This is a genomic window from Enterobacter sp. Crenshaw, assembly GCF_024734705.1.
In the GTDB taxonomy this organism is placed as follows: Bacteria; Pseudomonadota; Gammaproteobacteria; order Enterobacterales; family Enterobacteriaceae; genus Enterobacter; species Enterobacter asburiae_B.
The window spans coordinates 4,558,664-4,581,846 of the sequence record NZ_CP102932.1; the positions used below are offsets into that span (position 1 = coordinate 4,558,664).

At 52.5% G+C, this 23,183-nt stretch carries 19 protein-coding genes and 1 rRNA gene; 10 read left to right on the plus strand and 10 right to left on the minus strand.

Going from position 1 to position 23,183, the window contains the following annotated elements:
* Positions 1 to 88: 88 nt before the first annotated feature.
* Both NWV12_RS21745 and NWV12_RS21750 read right to left on the minus strand, forming a co-directional pair.
* Entirely contained in the window at positions 89 to 559 is a 471-nt protein-coding gene (locus tag NWV12_RS21745; RefSeq protein WP_033146967.1) for a hypothetical protein, read from the minus strand.
* Complete coding sequence (locus NWV12_RS21750) at positions 556 to 1,299, minus strand: transcriptional regulator (RefSeq protein WP_048981030.1); 744 nt, start codon at positions 1,297 to 1,299, stop codon at positions 556 to 558. The genes NWV12_RS21745 and NWV12_RS21750 overlap by 4 nt, the downstream gene beginning before the upstream one ends.
* A gap of 544 nt (positions 1,300 to 1,843) precedes the next feature.
* Between NWV12_RS21750 and NWV12_RS21755 the strand changes: the two genes are divergently transcribed.
* Both NWV12_RS21755 and NWV12_RS21760 read left to right on the plus strand, forming a co-directional pair.
* Positions 1,844 to 2,461, plus strand: a complete 618-nt coding sequence (locus tag NWV12_RS21755; protein WP_033146969.1) for a transcriptional regulator — start codon at positions 1,844 to 1,846, stop codon at positions 2,459 to 2,461.
* A 71-nt stretch (positions 2,462 to 2,532) separates the two neighbouring features.
* On the plus strand, positions 2,533 to 5,379 hold the full coding sequence (locus NWV12_RS21760) for an intestinal colonization autotransporter adhesin MisL (protein ID WP_048981032.1): 2,847 nt from the start codon (positions 2,533 to 2,535) through the stop codon (positions 5,377 to 5,379).
* Positions 5,380 to 5,461: 82 nt separating this feature from the next.
* On the opposite strand, the gene typA is transcribed toward NWV12_RS21760, so the two are convergent.
* Positions 5,462 to 7,285 carry a ribosome-dependent GTPase TypA gene (gene typA, locus NWV12_RS21765; protein WP_023333895.1) on the minus strand — a complete coding sequence of 608 codons (1,824 nt, stop codon included), beginning with the start codon at positions 7,283 to 7,285 and terminating at the stop codon, positions 5,462 to 5,464.
* Positions 7,286 to 7,663: 378 nt separating this feature from the next.
* On the opposite strand from typA, the gene glnA reads away from it, so the two are divergent.
* From glnA to NWV12_RS21785, 4 genes are all read left to right on the plus strand, one after another.
* Positions 7,664 to 9,073: a glutamate--ammonia ligase gene (gene glnA / locus NWV12_RS21770; RefSeq protein ID WP_023309763.1), complete on the plus strand. Its 1,410-nt coding sequence runs from the start codon at positions 7,664 to 7,666 to the stop codon at positions 9,071 to 9,073.
* A 171-nt stretch (positions 9,074 to 9,244) separates the two neighbouring features.
* Positions 9,245 to 10,294 (plus strand): nitrogen regulation protein NR(II), encoded by a 1,050-nt coding sequence (gene glnL, locus NWV12_RS21775; protein WP_048981034.1) that lies wholly within the window; start codon positions 9,245 to 9,247, stop codon positions 10,292 to 10,294.
* Between the two features lie 11 nt (positions 10,295 to 10,305).
* Complete coding sequence (gene glnG, locus NWV12_RS21780) at positions 10,306 to 11,718, plus strand: nitrogen regulation protein NR(I) (RefSeq protein WP_023309765.1); 1,413 nt, start codon at positions 10,306 to 10,308, stop codon at positions 11,716 to 11,718.
* A gap of 111 nt (positions 11,719 to 11,829) precedes the next feature.
* Positions 11,830 to 11,940, plus strand: coding sequence for a YshB family small membrane protein (locus NWV12_RS21785; RefSeq protein ID WP_023333898.1), 111 nt, complete (start codon positions 11,830 to 11,832; stop codon positions 11,938 to 11,940).
* Between the two features lie 72 nt (positions 11,941 to 12,012).
* Here the strand turns inward: NWV12_RS21785 and hemN are convergent, their stop codons facing one another.
* Together hemN and yihI are read right to left on the minus strand one after the other, a co-directional pair.
* On the minus strand, positions 12,013 to 13,386 hold the full coding sequence (gene hemN, locus NWV12_RS21790; protein ID WP_048981036.1) for an oxygen-independent coproporphyrinogen III oxidase: 1,374 nt from the start codon (positions 13,384 to 13,386) through the stop codon (positions 12,013 to 12,015).
* Positions 13,387 to 13,574: 188 nt separating this feature from the next.
* Positions 13,575 to 14,090 carry a Der GTPase-activating protein YihI gene (gene yihI / locus NWV12_RS21795; RefSeq protein WP_032644299.1) on the minus strand — a complete coding sequence of 172 codons (516 nt, stop codon included), beginning with the start codon at positions 14,088 to 14,090 and terminating at the stop codon, positions 13,575 to 13,577.
* A gap of 577 nt (positions 14,091 to 14,667) precedes the next feature.
* Between yihI and yihA the strand changes: the two genes are divergently transcribed.
* Entirely contained in the window at positions 14,668 to 15,297 is a 630-nt protein-coding gene (yihA, locus tag NWV12_RS21800; protein ID WP_029741470.1) for a ribosome biogenesis GTP-binding protein YihA/YsxC, read from the plus strand.
* A 311-nt stretch (positions 15,298 to 15,608) separates the two neighbouring features.
* Here yihA and polA read toward each other — a convergent pair whose 3' ends face one another.
* On the minus strand, positions 15,609 to 18,401 hold the full coding sequence (gene polA, locus NWV12_RS21805) for a DNA polymerase I (RefSeq protein ID WP_048981038.1): 2,793 nt from the start codon (positions 18,399 to 18,401) through the stop codon (positions 15,609 to 15,611).
* Positions 18,402 to 18,841: 440 nt separating this feature from the next.
* On the opposite strand from polA, the gene NWV12_RS21810 reads away from it, so the two are divergent.
* The gene (locus NWV12_RS21810; RefSeq protein ID WP_048981039.1) at positions 18,842 to 19,750 is read left to right on the plus strand and encodes an acyltransferase; all 909 of its coding nucleotides are present in this window, start codon (positions 18,842 to 18,844) and stop codon (positions 19,748 to 19,750) included.
* A gap of 23 nt (positions 19,751 to 19,773) precedes the next feature.
* Here NWV12_RS21810 and dsbA read toward each other — a convergent pair whose 3' ends face one another.
* The 3 genes from dsbA to NWV12_RS21825 form a co-directional block, all read right to left on the minus strand.
* The gene (dsbA, locus tag NWV12_RS21815; protein ID WP_033146975.1) at positions 19,774 to 20,397 is read right to left on the minus strand and encodes a thiol:disulfide interchange protein DsbA; all 624 of its coding nucleotides are present in this window, start codon (positions 20,395 to 20,397) and stop codon (positions 19,774 to 19,776) included.
* A gap of 27 nt (positions 20,398 to 20,424) precedes the next feature.
* On the minus strand, positions 20,425 to 21,411 hold the full coding sequence (locus NWV12_RS21820) for a serine/threonine protein kinase (RefSeq protein ID WP_048975668.1): 987 nt from the start codon (positions 21,409 to 21,411) through the stop codon (positions 20,425 to 20,427).
* A gap of 75 nt (positions 21,412 to 21,486) precedes the next feature.
* A complete protein-coding gene (locus NWV12_RS21825; protein ID WP_008501866.1) occupies positions 21,487 to 21,756 on the minus strand; it encodes a YihD family protein in 270 nt (89 codons plus the stop codon).
* Between the two features lie 68 nt (positions 21,757 to 21,824).
* Between NWV12_RS21825 and mobA the strand changes: the two genes are divergently transcribed.
* Together mobA and mobB are read left to right on the plus strand one after the other, a co-directional pair.
* Positions 21,825 to 22,409: a molybdenum cofactor guanylyltransferase MobA gene (gene mobA / locus NWV12_RS21830; RefSeq protein WP_048981040.1), complete on the plus strand. Its 585-nt coding sequence runs from the start codon at positions 21,825 to 21,827 to the stop codon at positions 22,407 to 22,409.
* Entirely contained in the window at positions 22,406 to 22,909 is a 504-nt protein-coding gene (gene mobB / locus NWV12_RS21835) for a molybdopterin-guanine dinucleotide biosynthesis protein MobB (RefSeq protein ID WP_048981042.1), read from the plus strand. The genes mobA and mobB overlap by 4 nt, the downstream gene beginning before the upstream one ends.
* A gap of 99 nt (positions 22,910 to 23,008) precedes the next feature.
* Here the strand turns inward: mobB and rrf are convergent.
* Positions 23,009 to 23,124 (minus strand): 5S ribosomal RNA (gene rrf / locus NWV12_RS21840).
* Positions 23,125 to 23,183 lie beyond the last annotated feature (59 nt).

Below are 23,183 nucleotides of genomic sequence, written 5' to 3' on the forward strand. Positions count from 1 at the left end.
GTTTATCTCCTGCTCGCCGTGGAGAGATAACTGTAGCGGGAATAAAGAGATTTGACTATGCGTGCTGTCTAAGGTGTGCGATCGATTTCTACGGCGCGCTTTTACGACAGTAAAGTGAAGGGACGTTTGACGCGGCAAAAAGCCAGGCCCCCCGATACTCATCGATCATCAGGCTCAGCTCTCTTCCCGGCGTGCGATAAAAACCCGGCAGCGTGGCGTTGATATCAGCCTCATCCGCATTATCGGCGAAGGTTTTAACAATACGATCGTTATTTAATACGCGCGCGTTCTGATGATAGCTGTAGTGAAAATAGATGGTCCGGTTAACTTCAGAAACCGTCTGACCAAATAATTTACCGTTAATGACGGTGGATCCCTCCCGATGCTGCATCCGCCAGGAGACCGTACCCACAAATCGGTTTTTACCAATCGTCCATTCCACATCCCCCGTACAGCGTATCGGCGAACTCGAGAAATGCGAATACGCTAACCAGCCGCTGGTGATAGCGGCCCCCAGAAACGCCGCCAGAAAAATAATACGGTTCCGGAATGTCTTCATTGCTCATGCGCCCAAAAATAATGCGTGGTACATAATGCTGCCGCATCCCGTCGCGCATCGTTATTACAGACAAACGCCGCGATTCGCTCCGTTTTACTATAGCCGATCAGAAAAACGTATCTTTTTTCGGCGCACAGACCGGGATGATTTTTTAACAGGCGCAAGTAATGATCCTGAACAGGTTCATTAGGTGCATAAAAAAGCTGGCAGGCGTTGTTCGTACTGCCCGTTGAAAGTGGCATGTAGTGGCTAAACGGCATGTTCTGGTAATGCTTATATAATATCCCCCCGTTGATAAGCGCGATCAGCAAAAGCACAGCGGTGGTTATTATCAACCAGACCGGCATCTGCATCGCGGTATCATCAGCTATTTCCGCCTCGTTATTAACCATCACGGGCTCAGCGGTTGGGGTAAATACTTCAACCTGGGTGGCTTCGGAAAGCGTAAGCCCGCGGCGAGAAATCGTTTTTACCGTATCGCGCGGCAACCCCACCTCAGCAAGCGCATTGCGTAATGTCAAAATGGCCTGGTAAAAGGTATTCGGTGTTGTGACGTCATTGCGCTCCCCCCATCCCACCACCATTAACTTATTTTGCGAAATTATTTTTCCAGGATGGGTGATGAGATAAAGAAAACAGAGATTGGCAGGAAGCTGCAATTGTATCGTTCGCCCGGTAATATGATTTACCAGGGTTTTGTTTTCTGGGTCATACTCGACCAACTTGTTAATGAGATACAATTTTCCTTTCCTCAGAAATAACAATACATAACTCTATACACCAAAAACATATACGTATATTTAACAACAGTATAGGTCAGATGGATTAGGACGCGATACCGCCCCATCTAAGATTAAAAACAACATATTATTTTTCAATTGGTTACAAGGCGCTTTTCTTAGGTTTACCTCATCTAAAACGACATAATGAGATTTCATTACACTTCTCCAGCCCAAATAATTATATTGAGCCGCAACCAGAGAAAAGACTGACGTTGCGGCAGACTGAGGAAACGAATCTTTAGCTATTAGTGCTATTTCGTGTACCTCCTTCCTGGATTTTTTTTGCCGAATAATCTTAAAGGAGTGACAAATATTCCTGGAGCACTTCTGCCAGGTGATATTTTTCGCTATGACGACGGACTGACTGAATAGATAAGCCCAGGAATTTATTTCCCTGATACTCTTTTTCATAAACAAGACAGGATAACTGGATATGTTTCAAGATTGACACATTTGAACGGCAATGAAATATTGACAATGAAAAAAGACAGGAGTGGACTGGATGATAACATCGTCGAAAACAGTTGCCCGCTGTATAAGCTGTGAATTGTCCTGTCAGTTATTTCCAGATAACGCAGTACGATCACAATATTGTGGTAATGCCTCGTTCGCAGTTTGGCCGGTTGGTAATCATTTCCTGCAGATTGCAGTTGTAAATAAAATATTACGCAGGAACAAGAATCACCTGTCACGAGGGTTTATTTTTGTAGACTTTTCGATGTACAACCTGCGCGTACTGGCCGATCCGCAATGGATTGAACGCCTGGCGATAACTAACATGAACATCGTTATAATCTCGGACCGTAAACTAGAGGCATTGGCTAATTACTTACTCACTCACCACAGTGAAATAAAGGGAGTTATTTATTCAGACGATAATGACGTTATATTGCAGGATAAAATCAACCACCTTTTTTCCGGAAGACGGGTAAATAGCAGACGTGGAAGTAAGTTGAATGCTGTCGAATTTACTTTGCTTAACAGGTTTTTATCAGGAGCATGCCTCCAGGAGATTATAAAAACAGACAGCATTGATGTTAAAAAAATTTATGTTCATAAAATACGACTTGAGAGGAAGTTAGGTACCAGCATTCATAAAATTCTCGTTTCTATTTTGTAATTTCAACCTCTTAGCATACCCACAATTAATCGCGTGGAGGATGTTCTACGCCTGAAAGAAAGGGGGCAGTCATGCCATATTTAATGAAACACTCACCTGTCGCAGTTGCGATTTCACTGGCGTTATCGTCAGCGTTATTTACCGCGCATGCAGCGGTAATAGATTTTGCTAATTTACCTGCCTCCGGAGCAGTAACGGAGTTGCCTGCAGAAATACAGGCGCTAATTCCTGCAACGGCAAACGCGAACTTTAGCAAAAATACCGGCGATCCTAACTATGTCTACCAGTACAGCCCGGGTAATATCCCGATCTACGGAGATGGGATCACCCTCGAAGGACCGGGGGCGGAAGCCTTTGAGCATTCAGTCACCGTTATTCAGAACTCCACGTCCGGCAGCCCGGGGGTAATATTTGGTGACGATCTGACTATTCGCACCCAGTCAAAAGTGGCTGCCAATAATGGTAAAGACGTCGACGGCATTCGTACCCATGGTATGAACACGCCGGACAACCCGGTGTTTATTATTACCGGAGACCGCACCCACATTTACGTTAATGGCCAAAGCGGTGACGGCATCAATGCCGGGTACAGCTCCTTCAGCCAGGGCTCTCTTGGCTCCGCCAATATTTATGTGGGTGACGATCTCTATATTGAAACCATCGGCAGTACCGGTCGCGGCATTAGCGCCTATGCATTGAATGATGCTTCAAAGGCCCAAAATAACGTTATCGTCGGCGATCGTGCGCATATTGTGACGCGTGGTACCTACGCCGAGGGGATTCGTACCAACCAGAGCGGCTCTTATGTTCGTCTGGGGAGTGAGGCCACCATCGAAACGTACGGCACATCGGCCTACGGCCTGTATGCGGGCTCTGCATCCAAAATTGAGCTGGGAAAAAACGCGACGATTACCACCGACGCGGCCAGCGCCTCCGGGGTGTATTCTACCGGCTCGTCAACCATCACCCTTGATGAAGGCGCGACCATCACCACCAACGGTGCCAGTGCGCATGGCGTCTATGCGTACACAGGCGCGGTGAATCTTGGTGATAACGTCACCATTGCGGTCAACAGCAGCGAGAAAACCAGCAGCTCCGCGCAAGCGCCGCACGGGATGTATGCCTGGTCACGCGGCGTGATAACGCTCGGGGGTGGCGCAACCATTACCACCGCAGGCCAGCGCGACAGCGGTAGCTATGCCCTGAACGCCAGCAACGGTGGCGTGATTGATGCCTCCGCGGGCGGAAAATTCACCCTCAACGGTGACATCCTCTCCGCTGGCGGCGTCGCGGCCACCAGCACTGCCGCAGCGCAAAACAGCGCGATCGCGCTCACCATGCAGGACAACTCTCTCTGGAACGGGGCGTCTTACATTGAGAGCAACGCCAACGGTACCGGGACTATCGCGCTTACGATGAATGATGCCGTGTGGAATATGCGCGACAGCTCCACGCTGACCAGCCTGACGCTGAATGCGGGCGGTACGATTAATTTCCAGCATGCTGATGATGCGGCGTGGCAAACCCTGACCATCAGTGACGATTTTATCGGCAACGGCGGCAAGCTGGTTTTCAATACCGTGCTGTTTGACGACACATCGGAAACGGACAAACTGATCGTTGAAGGCAACACCTCCGGCCATACCGGGGTGGAAGTGAACAACATTGGCGGTACTGGCGCACAAACCATTGAAGGGATAGAAATCGTCAGCGTTGGCGGCAACTCTGACGGGACGTTTGAGAAGGCCAGCCGTATCGTGGCGGGGGGTTATGACTATAACGTTGTGCAAAAAGGTAAAAACTGGTTTCTGACCAGCCTGGTTGAGCCCGTTGACCCGCCGGTCGACCCGGTAGACCCACCTGTTGACCCTGTGGACCCGCCCGTCGACCCGGTGATTCCGCCGCAGGAACCGGTCCCCCCTGCTGCACCACCGAAAAGCGAGCATCAGTATCGCCCTGAATTTGGTAGCTATCAGGCGAACAGCTATGCGGCAAATACGCTGTTTATGACCCGCCTGCACGACCGTCTGGGTGAAACGCAGTACACCGACCTGCTCACCGGCGAGCAAAAAGTGACGAGCCTGTGGATGCGTAACGTCGGTGGCCATACGCGTTTCAGAGACGGCAGCGGCCAGTTAAAAACGACCGCCAACCGCTACGTGCTGCAGCTGGGTGGTGATGTCGCCCAGTGGAGCACCGACGGCCTGGATCGGTGGCATCTCGGCCTGATGGCGGGCTACGGCAACAGTCAGAGCCGGAGCATTTCCAGTCTGACCGGATACCACTCGCGTGGCGAAGTGAATGGCTATAGCGTCGGTCTGTACGGTACCTGGTACGCAAACGACGCGGATAAAAGTGGAACCTACGTTGATAGCTGGATGCTGTATAACTGGTTCGACAATAAGGTGATGGGGCAGGATCAGGCGACTGAGAATTATCGCTCCAGCGGCGTAACCGCCTCTGTAGAAGCTGGCTATAGCGTTAAGGTGGGCGAAAGCGGCCGCAACAGCTACTGGATCCAGCCGAAAGCGCAGGCCGTTTGGATGGACGTACAGGCTGATGACCATCGCGAACGCAACGGCACGCGGGTGAAAGACGAGACTCAGGGGAACCTGATGACACGTCTCGGCGTGAAGGCCTATATCAGCGGACATAACGCGATTGACGACGGTAAATCCCGTACCTTCCAGCCGTTTATCGAGGCGAACTGGATCCACAATACCCAGACCACGCGCATCCGCATGGATGACGTCAGCAATGAACTGCGCGGTGCTCGCAATATCGGCGAGTTAAAGACGGGCGTAGAGGGGCAGATTACGCCGCAGCTTAGCGTTTGGGGCAATGTGGCTCAGCAGATAGGCGACACAGGCTACAGCGATACCCAGGGGATGCTGGGGGTGAAATACAGCTTCAAATAACAATAAAAAAGCCGCTGAGAGATCAGCGGCTTTTTAGTTGCCGGGTGGCGCTCACGCTTACCCGGCCTACGGATTGACCGTATTACTCTTCTTTCGCACCGCGCATAGCACGTTTACGATCGTTCTCGGTCAGGTGACGTTTACGGATACGAATTGACTGTGGAGTCACTTCTACCAGTTCGTCATCATCGATGAATTCCAGAGCCTGCTCCAGAGTCATCTTGATCGGTGGAACCAGAACCGTTGCTTCGTCAGTACCGGACGCACGCATGTTGGTCAGTTTCTTACCGGTCAGGCAGTTTACGGTCAGGTCGTTAGAACGACTGTGAATACCGATGATCTGGCCTTCGTAAACTTCAGCACCGTGACCCAGGAACAGCTTGCCGCGATCCTGCAGACCGAACAGCGCAAACGCAACCGCTTTACCCTGACCGTTGGAGATCAGCACGCCGTTGTTACGCTGGCCCACTTCGCCCGGACGAACGTCGTCGTAGTGGCTGAAGGTGGAGTACAGCAGACCGGTACCGGAGGTCATGGTCATGAACTCTGAACGGAAGCCGATCAGACCACGGCTTGGGATCACGTAGTCGAGACGTACGCGGCCTTTGCCATCTGGATTCATGTTTTTCAGGTCGCCTTTACGCTCACCCAGAGCCTGCATCACAGAACCCTGGTGCTGCTCTTCAACGTCCAGCGTTACGTTTTCGAACGGCTCTTGTTTACGGCCGTCGATTTCGCGGAAGATTACTTTCGGACGGGAAACCGCCATTTCGAAACCTTCACGACGCATGTTTTCGATCAGAACAGACAGGTGCAGCTCACCACGACCAGAAACGCGGAATGCATCAGCATCCTGGGTTTCTTCAACGCGCAGCGCAACGTTGTGCACCAGCTCTTTGTTCAGGCGGTCAAGGATCTGACGAGAGGTAACGAATTTACCTTCTTTACCACAGAACGGAGAGGTGTTGACGTTGAAGAACATGGATACGGTTGGTTCATCAACGGACAGGGCTGGCAGCGCTTCGACGTTCTGCGGATCGCAGATGGTGTCGGAGATGTTCAGTTCACCCAGACCGGTGATAGCGATGATGTCGCCCGCTTCCGCAACGTCACTCTCGATACGCTCAAGACCCAGGTGAGTCAGTACTTTACCGACTTTACCGTTACGGGTTTTGCCTTCGCTATCGATGATAGTAACCTGCTGGTTAGGCTTCACTTTACCGCGCTTGATACGACCAATGCCGATTACGCCAACGTAGTTGTTGTAGTCGAGCTGAGAGATCTGCATCTGCAGGGTGCCGTCGAGATCGACGTTTGGTGCAGGAACACGGTCAACAATCGCCTGATACAGCGGGGTCATGTCTTCAGCCATGTCTTCGTGGTCCAGACCTGCGATACCGTTCAGCGCAGAGGCGTAAACGATAGGGAAGTCCAGCTGCTCGTCGGTCGCGTCGAGGTTAACGAACAGGTCGAAGACCTGGTCAACAACCCAGTCAGGACGCGCGCCAGGGCGGTCAACTTTGTTGATAACAACGATTGGCTTCAGACCATGGGCAAAAGCTTTTTTGGTCACGAAGCGCGTCTGTGGCATTGGGCCATCCATTGCGTCAACGACCAGCAGAACGGAGTCTACCATGGACATTACACGTTCAACTTCACCACCGAAGTCGGCGTGCCCTGGGGTATCAACGATGTTGATACGGTAGTCATTCCATTTAATCGCGGTGTTTTTCGCGAGGATGGTAATCCCACGCTCTTTCTCCAAATCGTTGGAGTCCATCACGCGTTCTTGGGTTTCGGCACGCGCATCAAACGTACCGGATTGCTGCAGCAGCTTGTCGACCAGGGTAGTTTTACCATGGTCAACGTGCGCGATGATGGCGATGTTACGCAAATTTTCGATCACAACTTTGCCTCAGGCATTTAGAAATAGCGCGTTATTGTACACGGATTAATCGCACTACAAAACAGGATCACAAACATCCCCCGCAAACAAGTATTGCAGAGATGCTTTGTGATCGCTTTCACGGAGCGGTAAAAGGGCACTTTAACGTAAATTGCACCAATATGGTGCTCAATGTTCACATTGAAGCACTATACTGGTGCAACAAATCCATTGTGGTGCAGCCCTTTTGCACTATGGTGCGCATGATAACGCCTTTTTGGGGTGATTTAAAAGTTGGCACAGATTTCGCTTTATAAAAAATACATGGCACCAGCCAGTACAAACAGAAATTGAAGACCTCGTTACCACGACGACAATGACCAATCTGGAGAGTTAAGTATGTCCGCTGAACACGTTTTGACGATGCTGAACGAACATGAAGTGAAGTTTGTTGATCTGCGCTTCACCGATACCAAAGGTAAAGAACAGCACGTCACAATCCCTGCTCATCAGGTGAACGCCGAATTCTTTGAAGAAGGCAAAATGTTTGACGGCTCCTCCATTGGTGGCTGGAAAGGCATTAACGAATCCGACATGGTTCTGATGCCAGACGCGACCACTGCGGTCATTGATCCGTTCTTCGAAGAACCAACCCTGATCATCCGTTGCGACATCCTCGAGCCAGGCACGCTGCAGGGCTACGACCGCGACCCACGTTCTATCGCGAAACGCGCTGAAGAGTACCTGCGTTCTACCGGCATCGCAGACACCGTTCTGTTCGGGCCAGAGCCAGAATTCTTCCTGTTCGATGACATCCGTTTCGGTGCCTCTATTTCTGGCTCCCACGTGGCTATCGACGACATCGAAGGTGCATGGAACTCCTCCACCAAATACGAAGGCGGTAACAAAGGTCACCGTCCTGGCGTGAAAGGCGGTTACTTCCCGGTTCCTCCGGTCGACTCTGCACAGGACATTCGTTCCACTATGTGTCTGGTGATGGAAGAGATGGGCCTGGTTGTTGAAGCTCACCACCACGAAGTGGCGACTGCTGGTCAGAACGAAGTGGCAACCCGCTTCAACACCATGACCAAAAAAGCGGACGAAATTCAGATCTACAAATACGTTGTGCACAACGTTGCGCACCGTTTCGGTAAAACCGCGACCTTCATGCCAAAACCAATGTTTGGCGATAACGGTTCCGGTATGCACTGCCACATGTCTCTGTCCAAGAACGGTACCAACCTGTTCTCTGGCGACAAATATGCCGGTCTGTCCGAGCAGGCGCTGTATTACATCGGTGGTGTTATCAAACACGCTAAAGCGATCAACGCCCTGGCGAACCCAACCACGAACTCCTACAAGCGTCTGGTCCCGGGCTACGAAGCGCCAGTGATGCTGGCCTACTCTGCACGTAACCGTTCTGCTTCTATCCGTATTCCGGTGGTGGCTTCTCCTAAAGCACGTCGTATCGAAGTTCGCTTCCCGGACCCAGCGGCTAACCCATACCTGTGCTTCGCAGCACTGCTGATGGCCGGTCTGGACGGTATCAAGAACAAGATCCACCCGGGCGAAGCGATGGACAAAAACCTGTACGACCTGCCGCCAGAAGAAGCGAAAGAGATCCCACAGGTTGCTGGCTCTCTGGAAGAAGCCCTGCAGGCGCTGGACGCAGACCGCGAGTTCCTGACTGCAGGTGGCGTATTCACTGACGACGCTATCGATGCTTACATCGCCCTGCGTATGGAAGAGAACGACCGCGTGCGTATGACGCCACACCCGGTAGAGTTCGAGCTGTACTACAGCGTTTAATTAAAGTTGTTTTACCCGGCGTGATAAGCGCCGGGGGTAGTTGCCGTGGAAACTTTTAGCCCATCTCCGGATGGGCTTTTTTCTCCACCAACAACCTGATCTCACGCGCTTTTTACGCCGAAAACGCTATACTGCACTAAATTAGTGCAAACGACTCCAGGAGACTGCTGAATGGCAACTGGCACGCTGCCCGATGCTGGGCAGATCCTCAATTCTTTGATTAACAGCATATTGCTGGTCGATGACGAGCTGGCCGTTCATTACGCCAACCCGGCCGCGCAGCAGCTGCTCGCCCAAAGCGCACGTAAACTGTTCGGCACCCCGCTTCCTGAACTCCTGAGCTATTTTTCACTGAATATTGGCCTGATGCAGGAAAGTTTGCAGGCCGGCCAGGGGTTTACCGATAACGAAGTGACGCTGGTGATCGACGGGCGCTCGCACATTCTGTCGCTAACCGCGCAACGTCTTCCCGAAGGCCTGATCCTGCTGGAAATGGCGCCGATGGATAATCAGCGTCGACTGAGCCAGGAGCAGCTTCAGCACGCGCAGCAGATAGCCGCCCGTGACCTGGTGCGCGGTCTGGCGCATGAAATCAAAAACCCGCTGGGTGGATTACGCGGCGCGGCGCAGCTTCTGACCAAGGCGCTGCCCGATCCCGCGCTGGCGGAGTACACCAACGTCATCATTGAGCAGGCGGACCGTCTGCGGAATCTGGTAGACCGTCTTCTCGGCCCGCAGCAGCCGGGAATGCACGTTACTGAAAGCATCCATAAAGTGGCTGAGCGGGTGGTGAAGCTCGTCTCAATGGAGCTGCCGGAGAACGTCACGCTGGTACGTGATTACGATCCAAGCCTGCCGGAACTGGCCCATGACCCGGACCAGATTGAGCAGGTCCTGTTGAATATTGTGCGCAATGCCCTGCAGGCGCTTGGGCCTGGAGGCGGCGAGATTATTTTACGCACCCGCACCGCCTTCCAGCTCACGTTACACGGCGTGCGCTACCGGCTGGCGGCCCGTATCGACGTTGAGGATAACGGGCCCGGCATTCCATCGCATTTGCAGGACACCCTGTTCTACCCGATGGTAAGCGGTCGCGAAGGCGGGACCGGCCTGGGCTTATCCATTGCCCGCAGTTTGATCGATCAACACTCCGGGAAAATTGAATTTACCAGTTGGCCGGGACATACCGAGTTTTCGGTTTTCCTGCCGATTAAAAAATAAAGGTGACGTTTATGCAACGAGGGATAGTCTGGGTAGTCGATGACGATAGCTCCATCCGTTGGGTGCTTGAACGCGCGCTCACTGGGGCAGGATTAAGCTGCACGACGTTTGAGAGCGGCAGCGAAGTGCTCGACGCACTCACCACCAAAACGCCAGATGTTCTGCTTTCGGATATTCGTATGCCGGGCATGGACGGGCTGGCGCTGTTAAAGCAGATCAAACAACGCCACCCTATGCTTCCGGTCATCATAATGACTGCGCACTCCGATCTGGATGCCGCAGTGAGCGCCTATCAGCAAGGGGCGTTTGATTACCTGCCCAAACCCTTTGATATCGACGAAGCGGTGGCGCTGGTTGAGCGCGCGATTAGCCATTATCAGGAGCAGCAACAGCCGCGCCACGCACCCGATTTTGGGCCAACGACAGATATCATCGGTGAAGCGCCGGCGATGCAGGACGTGTTTCGCATTATCGGTCGTTTGTCCCGCTCGTCCATCAGCGTATTGATTAACGGTGAGTCGGGAACCGGTAAAGAGCTTGTGGCGCATGCATTGCACCGCCACAGCCCGCGGGCAAAAGCGCCGTTCATCGCCCTGAATATGGCGGCGATCCCGAAGGATTTGATTGAGTCCGAACTGTTCGGCCATGAAAAAGGGGCATTTACCGGCGCCAATACCATTCGCCAGGGGCGGTTTGAACAGGCTGACGGCGGTACGCTGTTCCTGGATGAAATTGGCGATATGCCGCTGGATGTCCAGACACGCCTGCTGCGCGTGCTGGCCGACGGGCAGTTTTATCGCGTGGGCGGCTATGCGCCAGTGAAGGTGGACGTGCGTATTATCGCCGCGACCCACCAGAACCTGGAGCAACGCGTGCAGGAAGGAAAATTCCGTGAGGATTTATTCCACCGTCTGAACGTCATCCGCGTTCATCTGCCGCCGCTGCGTGAGCGTCGGGAAGATATTCCCCGCCTGGCGCGTCATTTCCTGCAGGTGGCCGCCCGCGAGCTGGGTGTGGAAGCCAAGCAGCTTCACCCGGAAACCGATGCCGCTCTGACGCGTCTGGCGTGGCCGGGCAACGTGCGTCAGCTGGAAAATACCTGCCGCTGGTTAACCGTGATGGCCGCCGGGCAGGAAGTGCTGATTCAGGATTTACCGGCCGAGCTGTTTGAAGCGACCGCGCCTGAAAGCAGTACCGGGCACGCGCTGCCGGACAGCTGGGCGACGCTGCTGGCGCAGTGGGCCGACCGCGCGCTGCGTTCCGGTCATCAAAACCTGCTGTCTGAAGCTCAGCCAGAGATGGAGCGTACGCTGTTAACCACCGCGCTTCGTCATACGCAGGGCCATAAGCAGGAAGCCGCTCGCCTGCTGGGATGGGGACGTAATACCCTGACGCGCAAGCTTAAAGAGCTGGGAATGGAGTGATCGCACGCCGCTGTGTAAAGGTTATTCATTGAGCGCAAATTGCCGTTATTTTGCGCTTTACTGTTCCGATGAGTTTTGTATGATCGTGCCCGGAAATTGGGGGTGAACATCATGCTGGAAACAATCGTGAATATGCTCTCTAGCGGAGCCGCTGAAAGCCACACGCCACAGACAGCCGTTGCGGCCATGTTGTGTGCGGCGTTGGTGGGGCTGTTTAGCTAGCGAGTTGAACGTAAAAGCCGGGTGGCGGCTTCGCCTTACCCGGCCTACGTTTTGTGCATTTTGCAATGCGCCTTAAATCACCCGCGAGAACTGCTGCAGTCGCGCTTTCTGACGTAGATACGCGTCAAAGCACATGCAGATATTACGGATCAACAGACGCCCTTTCGGCGTGACCTCAATCGCGCTCTCCGACACATCCACCAGCCCGTCTTTCGCCAGCGGTGCAATCAGCTTCAGGTCTTCCGCAAAATAATCGCTGAAGTGCAGATCCCACTGCGACTCAACGTCGCTGAAATCGAGACGGAAATTGCAGATTAGCGCCTTAATCACATCGCGTCGGATGCAGTCGTCGCGCGTTAACGCAATGCCGCGCCACAGCGCGTTGCCCATTTCATCAACCTGCTGGTAGTAAAGCTTCAGCTCTTTCTGGTTCTGCGCGTAACAGTCGCCAATCATGCTGATAGCGGAGACGCCCATCCCCAGCAAATCGGTATCGCCCTGGGTTGTGTAGCCCTGGAAGTTACGGTGCAGAACACCTTCACGCTGCGCAATCGCCAGCTCGTCATCCGGACGGGCAAAGTGATCCATCCCGATAAACTGATAGCCGGTTTCGGTCAGCGAGGTAATGGTTTCCTGCAGGATATCCAGCTTCTGCTGGGCAGAAGGAAGATCGGCATCTTTGATTTTTCGCTGAGCGGCAAAGAGCGTCGGCAGATGCGCATAGTTAAAGACGCTCAGGCGGTCCGGGTTGAGTTCGGCCACGCGCTTCAGGGTGAAGGCGAAGCTTTCCGGCGTTTGCTTTGGCAGGCCGTAAATCAGGTCAATATTGGTCGAGGTGAAACCAATCTCGCGCGCGTGATTGAGTAAGGCAAAGATAAATTCTTCGTCCTGCTCGCGGTTCACCAGACGCTGAACCTCTTTATTGAAATCCTGCACGCCCATACTCAGACGATTGAAGCCTTCGGCGCGTAAGTGATCCAGTACATCCAGCTCAATTTCACGCGGATCGACTTCGATCGAGATTTCAGCGTCGGCGTTAAAACTGAAATTGCCGCGCAGCAGGGTCATCAGGCGGCTGATTTGCGCTTTATTCAGATAGGTTGGCGTACCGCCGCCCCAGTGCAGCTGGCTGACGTGACGGCCAGCAAAAAGCGGCGCGCGATGCACAATTTCTTGTTCAAGCGCATCAAGATATTGGTCGGCTTTGTGCTGCTGACGGGTAACGATTTTATTGCAGCCGCAGAAGTAGCAGAGCTTGTGGCAGAACGGAATATGGACGTAGAGCGACAGCGGACGCTCAGGATAGCGCGCGACAGCCTGCTGGAAATCAGCCTCGCCGAAGGCATCGGAGAACTCCAGCGCGGTGGGGTATGACGTATAACGCGGCCCGGAATAGTTATATTTCTGGATTAGGGCCAAATCCCAGTCGATAGTTGGTGCTGACATGCTCACTCCTTCCGTTGGTGTCGCGTTCGTATACGGCGGCCCGTTCTGGCCCCATCGCGGGCCATCATTCGGGTGCGCAGCCACTTCTGTCGCCGCGACAACCGCCGTAGTTTAACGAATAACCACACCAGATAACATATAACCGGAAGGGTTATAAGCAGGACTATCGTGCCTGCCGGGTGCAAATGTTAGTTTCCACCCTTCAGAAGACGCATCATATCTTCCTGCTTCTCGTCTTCTTCTTCATCTTCGTCATCGTCGTATGACAGGCCCAGCTTCTGCATCAGTTCATCGATACGATCCAGTTTGGCATCCACCCATGACTGCTCTTCAGCGGTCAGGGTTTCACCCTCTTCAAGACGTTCCAGCAGCGCGTCCAGGCGCTCATCGTTCTCCAGCAAATCCAGCTCAGCCTGCGGTGAAAGCATAGGTTTCTCGCTCTTTGGTTTGTGCTGCTTAGTGACCGGGGTGTCTGTCACGCCCAGTGGAATGGGAGTTTTACTGCCGATACGAGGGTCTTTCTGCTGTTTGCCTTTTGCAGAAGCACCCGCTGCACCACCACCGTTGGCACGGCTACCCGCAGCGTGACCGCGATGTTTTTTGTCGCGTTTGCGATCGCGCGCTTCCTGGTTCAGTTCTTCGCGCGTTTTGCGGCGTGCTTTTGCAGGGCGTTTCGCGCCCGCAGCGGAGGTTGGTTTTTTCATGATGTTTTATCTTTAAGTCGTTTTCTTCAGTATAGAATTGCGGCGAAATCTAGCAGAAAGCAAGCAAAGAAAAAAGGCGACAGAGCAATCTGTCGCCTTTTTTCCTGACTCACAACCCTTAGCGGGTCAGACTTTCCGTGTTTGCCAACAACAAACCCTGTTTATCCCTTGGCTAATACCGTCCGTGATACGGTTCCATTTCCTTTTAAAACGCCTCCAGGCGTTGGTCATCCTGACAATCCTGCGTCTTCGCCTCCTGGCGCTCCTGACCCTAATCCTTAAGTCGATTTCCTGTTGGCTTCCTCGCCCTGACGCACACTTTACCTTGTTCCGTTAAACTAACAAGCAACGAAACGGTACAAAAAGGATTTTTCAGACAATTACCCGGAAATAAGCTTATGATTTAAAACAGTTTGGCTTTTTTGACGCCTGCGAATTCTCTGAAATCTCCCATAGCATCACTGGCCGATCTCTCACACCGGTTGGGGCATTCGCCTACAGCTCATAGCAATCAGAAAAGCCTTTTGGCTGCATTCGGGTATAATCCCCTTCAGATTACGATTTTGGAGACGACCACGTGACTACCTGGAACTACCAACAGACGCATTTTGTCACCAGTGCGCCCGATATTCGCCACCTTCCTTCTGATACCGGTATTGAAGTGGCATTTGCTGGCCGCTCCAATGCGGGGAAATCCAGCGCCCTGAATACGCTGACCAATCAGAAGAGCCTGGCGCGCACCTCAAAAACACCTGGCCGTACCCAGCTGATCAACCTGTTTGAAGTCGCAGAGGGCAAACGCCTGGTCGACTTACCGGGCTACGGTTACGCGCAGGTACCGGAAGAGATGAAAATCAAGTGGCAGCGTGCGCTGGGTGAATACCTGGAAAAACGCCTGTGCCTGAAAGGTCTGGTGGTGCTGATGGATATTCGCCATCCCCTGAAAGATCTGGATCAGCAGATGATCGACTGGGCTGTAGCAAGCGATATCGCCGTGCTGGTGCTGCTGACGAAAGCCGATAAGCTGGCGAGCGGCGCGCGTAAAGCGCAGGTGAACATGGTTCGCGAAGCGGTGCTGGCATTCAACGGTGATGTGCAGGTTGAGCCGTTCTCCTCGCTGAAAAAGCTGGGCGTGGACAAGCTGCGTCAGAAGCTCGATACCTGGTTTAGCGAGCTGGAACCCGCGACGGAAGCGGAAGAAGAGTAATACCGAGCGCGGCGATAGCCGCGTTTTTTTTGCCTGAATTTTTCTTTGACGCAATAAAAAACGCCCCAGTCATTACTGACTGGGGCGGCTAAAATATTCAGCCAAATCCGATTACGTGAAGTAAAAGGTCTGAAAGATAGAACATCTTACCTCTGTACCCTACGCCGACAACTCTACCCCTTTTTGTGCTGCAGAAAAAGCACTTTTTGTAGTTTTTTTTCATTCTTTACATAGGGAATTCTAATGATTGTCACAAAACGCGCGTTGTTATGTTGCAAACTTACATAAAAAGCGCGTTATGCGAAGAACCCTTAGTGAGCCTGATCCCAGTTTTCGCCACTTCCCACTTCCACCAGCAACGGCACGTCAAGCGTCATGCTGCTTTCCATCAGTTCGTGGATCTTCTTCGACACGGCGTCGAGGTCGTCTTTGTGCACTTCAAATACCAGTTCATCGTGTACCTGCATGATCATCTTCACGCGAGGCTTCTCTTTTTCCAGCCAGGCATCAACGGCGATCATTGCACGCTTAATAATGTCCGCCGCAGTACCCTGCATCGGGGCGTTGATCGCCGCACGCTCTGCGCCAGCGCGACGCGCCGCGTTGCTGGATTTGATGTCCGGTAGGTAGAGGCGGCGGCCATCCAGGGTTTCGACGTAACCTTTTTCCTTCGCCTGCGCGCGGGTGCGTTCCATGTATTCCAGCACGCCCGGATAACGCTCGAAGTAGAGATCCATATACTTCTGCGACTCTTTGCGCGGAATATTGAGCTGGCGCGAAAGACCAAATGCACTCATGCCGTAAATCAGACCGAAGTTGATCGCCTTAGCACTGCGGCGCTGCTCGTTGGTCACGCTATCCAACGGCAAGCCGAAGACTTCCGCCGCAGTTGCCCGGTGGATATCCTTCCCTTCAGCAAACGCGGTCAGCAGGCCTTTGTCGCGGGACAGATGCGCCATAATGCGCAGCTCAATTTGCGAGTAGTCAGCAGAGACAATCAGATAATCCTCTGGTGCGATGAAAGCCTGTCGAATACGGCGGCCTTCTTCGTTACGTACCGGGATGTTCTGCAGGTTGGGATCGGTTGATGAGAGACGACCGGTCGCCGCGACAGCCTGATGGTACGACGTGTGCACACGACCCGTTTTCGGGTTGATCATCAGCGGGAGCTTGTCGGTGTAGGTAGACTTCAGCTTCGCGAGGCCACGGTACTGAAGAATCACTTTTGGCAGCGGGTAATCCAGCGCCAGCTCTTCCAGCACCTCTTCAGAGGTTGACGGCGCGCCGCCAGGAGTTTTCTTCAGCGGCTTGATGCCCTGCTTTTCAAACAGAATGGTTTGCAGCTGCTTCGGCGAAGAGAGGTTAAACGGCTCGCCTGCAAGCTCATGCGCTTTTTGCTCGAGCTCGGTCAGACGCTGCGCCAGCTCCCCGGAGTGGTTATGCAGCACCGTTGGGTCAATCTTCACGCCGTTGCGTTCAATGCGGGACAGAACGGGTACTAGCGGCATCTCGATATGCTGGAACACGTTCAGCGGACCTTCATGCTTCTGCAGTTTTGGCCACATCTTCAGGTGCAGCTGTAGCGTGACATCTGCGTCTTCCGCCGCGTAGCGCCCCGCTTCTTCCAGAGCAATCTGGTTAAAGGTGAGCTGATTTTTCCCTTTACCGGCAATCTCTTCAAAGGTGATCGTTTTGTGCTTGAGCCAGCGGTCAGATAAGGAATCCATATCATGGCGGCCCGCGACGCTGTCCAGAATGTAGGATTCAAGCATGGTGTCGAAGGCAATCCCGCGCAGTTCAATGCCGTAGTTTTGCAAAATACCGCGGTCGTACTTGAGGTTTTGTCCAACCTTGAGCGCCTTTTCGTCTTCCAGGATCGGCTTCAGCAGCTCAAGCACGCGTTCACGGGAGATCTGCTCCGGCGCATCCAGGTAATCGTGCGCCACAGGGACGTAGGCGGCAATACCCGGCTCTGTCGCAAATGACAGGCCAACCATATTGGCAGAGATGTTATCGAGGCTGTCGGTTTCGGTATCAAAGGCGAAGACCGGCGCCTTTTTCAGCTTATCGATCCAGGCGATCAGCCGTGACTCTTCAAGAATGGTTTCGTAGTTGTCGAAGGAAAGCGCCACGGCTTCTTCTTCCGCCTGCTCTTCTGCGTCAACGACGATCGTCTCCTTCGGCTTTGCAGCAGGTTTGGCCCCTTTCGCCTGCAGCCATTTACCGGCTTCCACGTCAGCGGTCCAGCGCTTGAATTCGTATTTCTTAAACAGGCTCAGCAGATCGTCAGCGGAAGGCTGTTGCACTTCAAGCTGCTCACAGCCCAGCTCCAGTTCGACATCGGTTTTGATTGTGGCCAGCTTATAGGAGAGATAAGCCACCTCTTTGTTCTCTTCCAGTTTTCCGGCCATGGTTTTTGCGCCACGGAAGGAGAGCCCGGCGATTTTGTCTGACTCCGCGTAGAGCGTATCCAGACCACCCAGCCCCTGAAGCAGCGCCTGCGCGGTTTTTTCACCGACGCCAGGGACACCCGGGATGTTATCCGAGGAGTCGCCCATCAACGCGAGGAAGTCGATAATCAGCTCAGGCGGCACGCCATACTTTGCGACCACTTCTTCTGGCCCGAGAATGGTGTTGGTCATGGTGTTAATCAGGGTGATGCCTGGCGTCACCAGCTGCGCCATATCTTTATCACCGGTGCTGATCAGCACAGGACGCCCCATCTTTTCTGCTTCACGCGCCAGCGTGCCGATGACGTCATCAGCTTCAACGCCAGAGACGGCCAGCAGCGGCAGCCCCATCGCTTTTACCATGGTGTGCAGCGGCTCAATCTGCGCGCGCAGATCGTCAGGCATTGGCGGACGGTGAGATTTGTAATGCTCAAACAGTTCGTCGCGGAAAGTTTTACCTTTCGCATCAAAGACCACAGCCGCATGGGTTGGCTGATACTGAAGGATCAGGCTGCGCAGCATGTTCAGCACGCCGTACATTGCGCCGGTGGGTTCCCCTGCGCTATTGGTCAGAGGAGGAAACGCATGATATGCCCGATACAGGTAAGAAGAGCCATCGACGAGAATAAGAGGGTTTTCTGGGATCTGAACCATAATGTCCGTGCCTTTAATCAATTTATGGGTAAAGGATGCCACAGAAGGATGAAAACATCAGGTATTAGCGCCAGATACAGGAAAAGATTTTGCGATCGTGATGATCACTCGCAAAAATCAAACTGTGGATAAGTTTGTGTATATTTTCACTTCATATGAATAACAGACGTAAAAAATACATATGCGTTAATTTTTAGATCTTAATTATCATGCTGTTATAGCATTAGATCTTATCTATATGGTCAACTGATGGCAATTTAGTCTATGTGGATATAAGCCTTGTTAAGCGCGCAATCACAGAGAAATCGTCTGCGACAGGGTAAAAGCGGCCAAATCATCACGTCAAAGCGCCATTAATTTGTCTGTTTTCTGGTAAAATCAGCGCCCGGCGTTGCATAGCCGACCGCTCACTTACAGCTAACTACCTGAAAAAGCTCATCATGCCGAGATTGCTCGCAGCAATAACATTACTGTTAAGCATCATTTTAACTATCCTGGTGACTGTCGCCTGCTCTGTGCCGATCATCATCGCCGGGATCGTTAAACTGCTGCTGCCTGTTCCCATGGTGTGGCGAGCCGTGTCCGCATTTTGTAACTTCATGATGTACTGCTGGTGCGAAGGACTGGCGATACTGCTGTGCCTGAACTCGCATCTGAAGTGGGATATCAAAGGGCTGGAGAGTCTTAACAAGAAGAACTGGTATCTGCTGATCTGCAATCACCACAGCTGGGCGGACATCGTGGTGTTATGCGTACTTTTTCGCAAACACATCCCGATGAACAAATATTTTCTGAAACAGCAGCTCGCCTGGGTGCCTTTTATCGGGCTGGCCTGCTGGGCACTTGATATGCCGTTTATGAAACGCTATTCGCGCAGCTATTTGATTCGTCATCCCGAGCGTCGCGGCAAAGATGTGGATACCACGCGCCGTTCCTGCGAAAAGTTTCGCGCGCATCCTACGACCATCGTGAACTTTGTTGAAGGCTCCCGGTTTACGGAAGAGAAGCATCAACAAACTCGCTCCCCTTACCAGCACTTGCTGCCGCCAAAGGCTGCGGGTATTGCGATGGCGCTTAACGTGCTGGGATCACAGTTCGATAAACTCCTGAACGTCACACTCTGCTATCCGGAAAACAATAAGACGCCGTTCTACGATATGCTCAGCGGCAAACTGACGCGCATTGTTGTGCGTGTCGATCTGGTTCCGATAGATGCCGGGCTGCACGGTGATTACGTTAACGATAAGAATTTCAAGCGTCGTTTCCAGCAGTGGCTTAATACGCTCTGGAAAGAGAAAGACGAACAGATAGACAATATTAAATCTTCATACAAAAACGCCGGTCAGTGACCGGCGTTTTTACATCCGCGAAATTACTTCTTCTCAACCAGGTATTTCACGGTATCAGCATACTGCTGTACGAAGATATCCATGCTGCTGGTGTCCATGCCCTGCATGTTCAGCTGGTATTTGCCGTTAACAAACATCGCCGGAACGCCCTGAAGCTGGAGGTCAGCAGCCGCTTTTTCCTGCTGAGCAACCAGAGATTTCACCACAAAGCTGTTCCATGCTGCGTCATACTCTTCACCTTTCACGCCGGCATCAACGAACACTTTACGGATATCCGCAGTGGTCTGAACGGTCTGGGTTTTCTGTACGGCTTCAAACATTGGCGCAGTGATCTTATCTTCCACGCCCAGTGCCATCGCAACCGCCCACGCCTGGGTCAGGTCTTTACCCAATGGGCCCAGGAACTCGACGTGGTACTTGGTCATTTTGGTGCCTTCTGGCAGCTTTTTCTTCACGTTGTCAGAAACATGCAGAACCTGCTCGAACTGATAGCAGTGCGGGCAGTAGAACGAGAAGAACTCCAGAACCTGTGGCTCGCCAGCGACCGGTTTGTCCAGCGTGATGAACTGTTTGCCGTCGGTAAACTGCGCAGCAGAAGCGCTAAATGCCAGAATCATACCTGCCAGCGCCAGCCAAATTTTTTTCATGATTAACTCTCTCCTGGGTGTGTCCAATTAATACATCGGCGTTAATTGCAGAGGGGGTTCCTGAAGAACCTTGACCTGCTCAGTAAATGTAGATATCTGGCTACGCCAGTAATCCTCTCCGGTAAGCCACGGGAAATTCCGGGGAAATGCGGGATCGTCCCAACGCCTGATTAACCATGCGAGATAATAAACAAAACGCATCGCACGTAAAGGCTCAATCAGGGCAATTTCGTCTGAATTAAACGGGCTAAATTCTTCATAAGCTTCAATAATGGTTTCAAGCTGCATGCGTTGCTCGGCTTTGTCGCCATTGAGCAGCATCCACAGGTCCTGAACCGCTGGCCCCATACGCGCATCATCGAGATCGACAAAAAGCGGGCCATCACGCCAGAGGATATTTCCGGCATGACAATCGCCATGCAGGCGCAGGACAGAAATATCGTCGCGCCAGCAGGTTTTAACAGCAGCAATGAGCTTATCGGTGGCGTTGAGGAAATCATCCTTTAACGCAGTGGGGATCATGGCAGACGTTTCGAATATTCCGCGCGGCTCAAGAAGGTATTCCTGAATCCCGATAGTCGGGCGGGCAGTAAAGGCTTTTTTGCGTCCCGTCTGGTGTATGCGCCCAAGATAGCGGGCAACCCACTCCATCTGATCGATATTATCCGCTTCAAACTGGCGGCCACCCAGGCTCGGGAATACAGCGTAGTAAAACCCTTCGTGCGTGAGGAGCGTTTGGTTATTGAATTTTAGCGGCGCGGCAACGGGAACATCGTCATCCAGCAGATCGTGAGCAAACTGATGCTCTTCCTGAATTTGTTCTGCGGACCAGCGTTCAGGACGATAGAATTTTACGACGAAGCGCTGACGATCCTCATCCTGAAACTGATAGACGCGGTTTTCGTAGCTGTTTAACGGTGTTAGCCCGGAATCCACCCGAATACCCTGTTCAAACAGGGCATCCATAATGGTGTCCGGGTGTAATGTCTGGAAAGTAAAAGCCTGGTCGTTCATCCGATCATCCGGAAATTATACGAATGATTCAGGATATCATCTTGTGGCGATTTCGGTGCCGCCGCTTACAAGCTTTTACTCTTTAATTACGCCTCGGGCGCGCAGTAATGCGGTCTTAAAATCTTCCTCATAATCTTTCTGAATACCAGGAATAACAGCATCTTTGGCAGAGTCACGCATTTTAAGGTGATAGATCAGGATGTCGTCAGAAAGGTCTGCCAGATCGCCGTCAAAACCTGACTCTTTCGCCAGTTTCTGTAAAAATTGCATCAGATTTAGCTCTGGCTCTTTTTGCCAGGCGGGCTGGAGGAGTTCAATAACTTCATTCAGACGTTTACATTTCATGGTGGTGCTCCTTTCATTTAGAGTGACACGTTAGCAGGGTCAATCCCACAATAAAAGAGGCGATATTCGTGAATCTTAGCCAGGAAATCATTGGGGTCGTTCTGGCAGGTGGCAGAGCGACGCGAATGGGGGGAAAAGATAAGGGGCTTCAACGCCTGAACGGCAAACCCTTGTGGCAATGTGTCGCTGATACGCTCGCAGGCCAGGTGTCGACAATGGTCATCAGTGCTAACCGGCATATCGACACTTACCAGCTCAGCGGGTATGCCGTTTACCAGGATATCCTTGAGTATTACCCGGGACCGCTGGCCGGGATGCTTTCGGTCATGCAACAGTCTCACGGAGAGTGGTTCATCTTCTGTCCCTGCGATACCCCGTTTATTCCGTCCTGTCTTGTCGAACGTTTGTTGCTGCTTCGGGGTACGGCTCCTGTGGTTTGGGTACATGACGGCGAGCGTGATCATCCTGCTATCGCATTGATGCACCGATCCCTGGCGCCAGCCCTGCAGTCCTATCTGGCTGCGGGAGAGCGCAGGGTGATGGCTTTTATGCGCGAGTCTGGTGGTCATCCCGTTGATTTTAGCGATTTAAAATCAGCTTTTGTGAATGTGAATACGCCTGAAGATTTGCAGATGATGCAGGAGAAAAGATGATACCTGTTGTCGCCATTTCTGCCTGGAGTGGGACCGGAAAAACCACTCTGCTGAAAAAGCTCATTCCTGCGCTTTGTGCCAGAGGTATCCGTCCAGGATTGATTAAACATACCCACCATAATATGGATGTCGATAAACCGGGCAAAGATAGCTATGCGTTGCGTAAAGCGGGTGCAGCGCAAACGATGGTGGCAAGTACTCTACGCTGGGCGCTGATGACAGAAACGCCGGATGAGGCACCGCTGGATCTCGCTTATCTGGTCAGCCGGATGGATCACGCCACGCTGGATCTGGTGCTGGTTGAGGGATTTAAGCATGAGGCCGTGCCTAAGATCCTACTGTTCAGAAGCGATGCCGGGCATGATTTCAGCGAATTAACGCTGGATGAGCATGTGATTGCGGTGGCCAGTGATGTTGTATTGCCGCTTGAAGTTCCGATGCTGGATTTAAATGATGTGGATGGGATTGCGGAGTTTATTGTGGAGTGGAGTGCGATCTGACTTGCCGGGTGGCAGCTTTGCCTTATCCGGCCTACAAATCTCTGTGATGCTTAAACGCAAAAAGGCCATCCTTTCGGATGGCCTCTCTACTTATTTGATGCCTGGCAGTTCCCTACTCTCACATGGGGAGACCCCACACTACCATCGGCGCTACGGCGTTTCACTTCTGAGTTCGGCATGGGGTCAGGTGGGACCACCGCGCTAAAGCCGCCAGGCAAATTCTGTTAATCTGTATCAGGCTGAAAATCGTGTCTGTCTCATCCGCCGAAACAGC

Coding starts and splice junctions, on each gene's coding strand:
- NWV12_RS21745 (WP_033146967.1), bottom strand. CDS start 559: ATGAAGACATTCCGGAACCGTATTATTTTTCTGGCGGCGTTTCTGGGG.
- NWV12_RS21755 (WP_033146969.1), top strand. CDS start 1,844: ATGATAACATCGTCGAAAACAGTTGCCCGCTGTATAAGCTGTGAATTG.
- NWV12_RS21760 (WP_048981032.1), top strand. CDS start 2,533: ATGCCATATTTAATGAAACACTCACCTGTCGCAGTTGCGATTTCACTG.
- glnA (WP_023309763.1), top strand. CDS start 7,664: ATGTCCGCTGAACACGTTTTGACGATGCTGAACGAACATGAAGTGAAG.
- glnL (WP_048981034.1), top strand. CDS start 9,245: ATGGCAACTGGCACGCTGCCCGATGCTGGGCAGATCCTCAATTCTTTG.
- glnG (WP_023309765.1), top strand. CDS start 10,306: ATGCAACGAGGGATAGTCTGGGTAGTCGATGACGATAGCTCCATCCGT.
- NWV12_RS21785 (WP_023333898.1), top strand. CDS start 11,830: ATGCTGGAAACAATCGTGAATATGCTCTCTAGCGGAGCCGCTGAAAGC.
- hemN (WP_048981036.1), bottom strand. CDS start 13,386: ATGTCAGCACCAACTATCGACTGGGATTTGGCCCTAATCCAGAAATAT.
- yihI (WP_032644299.1), bottom strand. CDS start 14,090: ATGAAAAAACCAACCTCCGCTGCGGGCGCGAAACGCCCTGCAAAAGCA.
- polA (WP_048981038.1), bottom strand. CDS start 18,401: ATGGTTCAGATCCCAGAAAACCCTCTTATTCTCGTCGATGGCTCTTCT.
- NWV12_RS21810 (WP_048981039.1), top strand. CDS start 18,842: ATGCCGAGATTGCTCGCAGCAATAACATTACTGTTAAGCATCATTTTA.
- dsbA (WP_033146975.1), bottom strand. CDS start 20,397: ATGAAAAAAATTTGGCTGGCGCTGGCAGGTATGATTCTGGCATTTAGC.
- NWV12_RS21820 (WP_048975668.1), bottom strand. CDS start 21,411: ATGAACGACCAGGCTTTTACTTTCCAGACATTACACCCGGACACCATT.
- NWV12_RS21825 (WP_008501866.1), bottom strand. CDS start 21,756: ATGAAATGTAAACGTCTGAATGAAGTTATTGAACTCCTCCAGCCCGCC.
- mobB (WP_048981042.1), top strand. CDS start 22,406: ATGATACCTGTTGTCGCCATTTCTGCCTGGAGTGGGACCGGAAAAACC.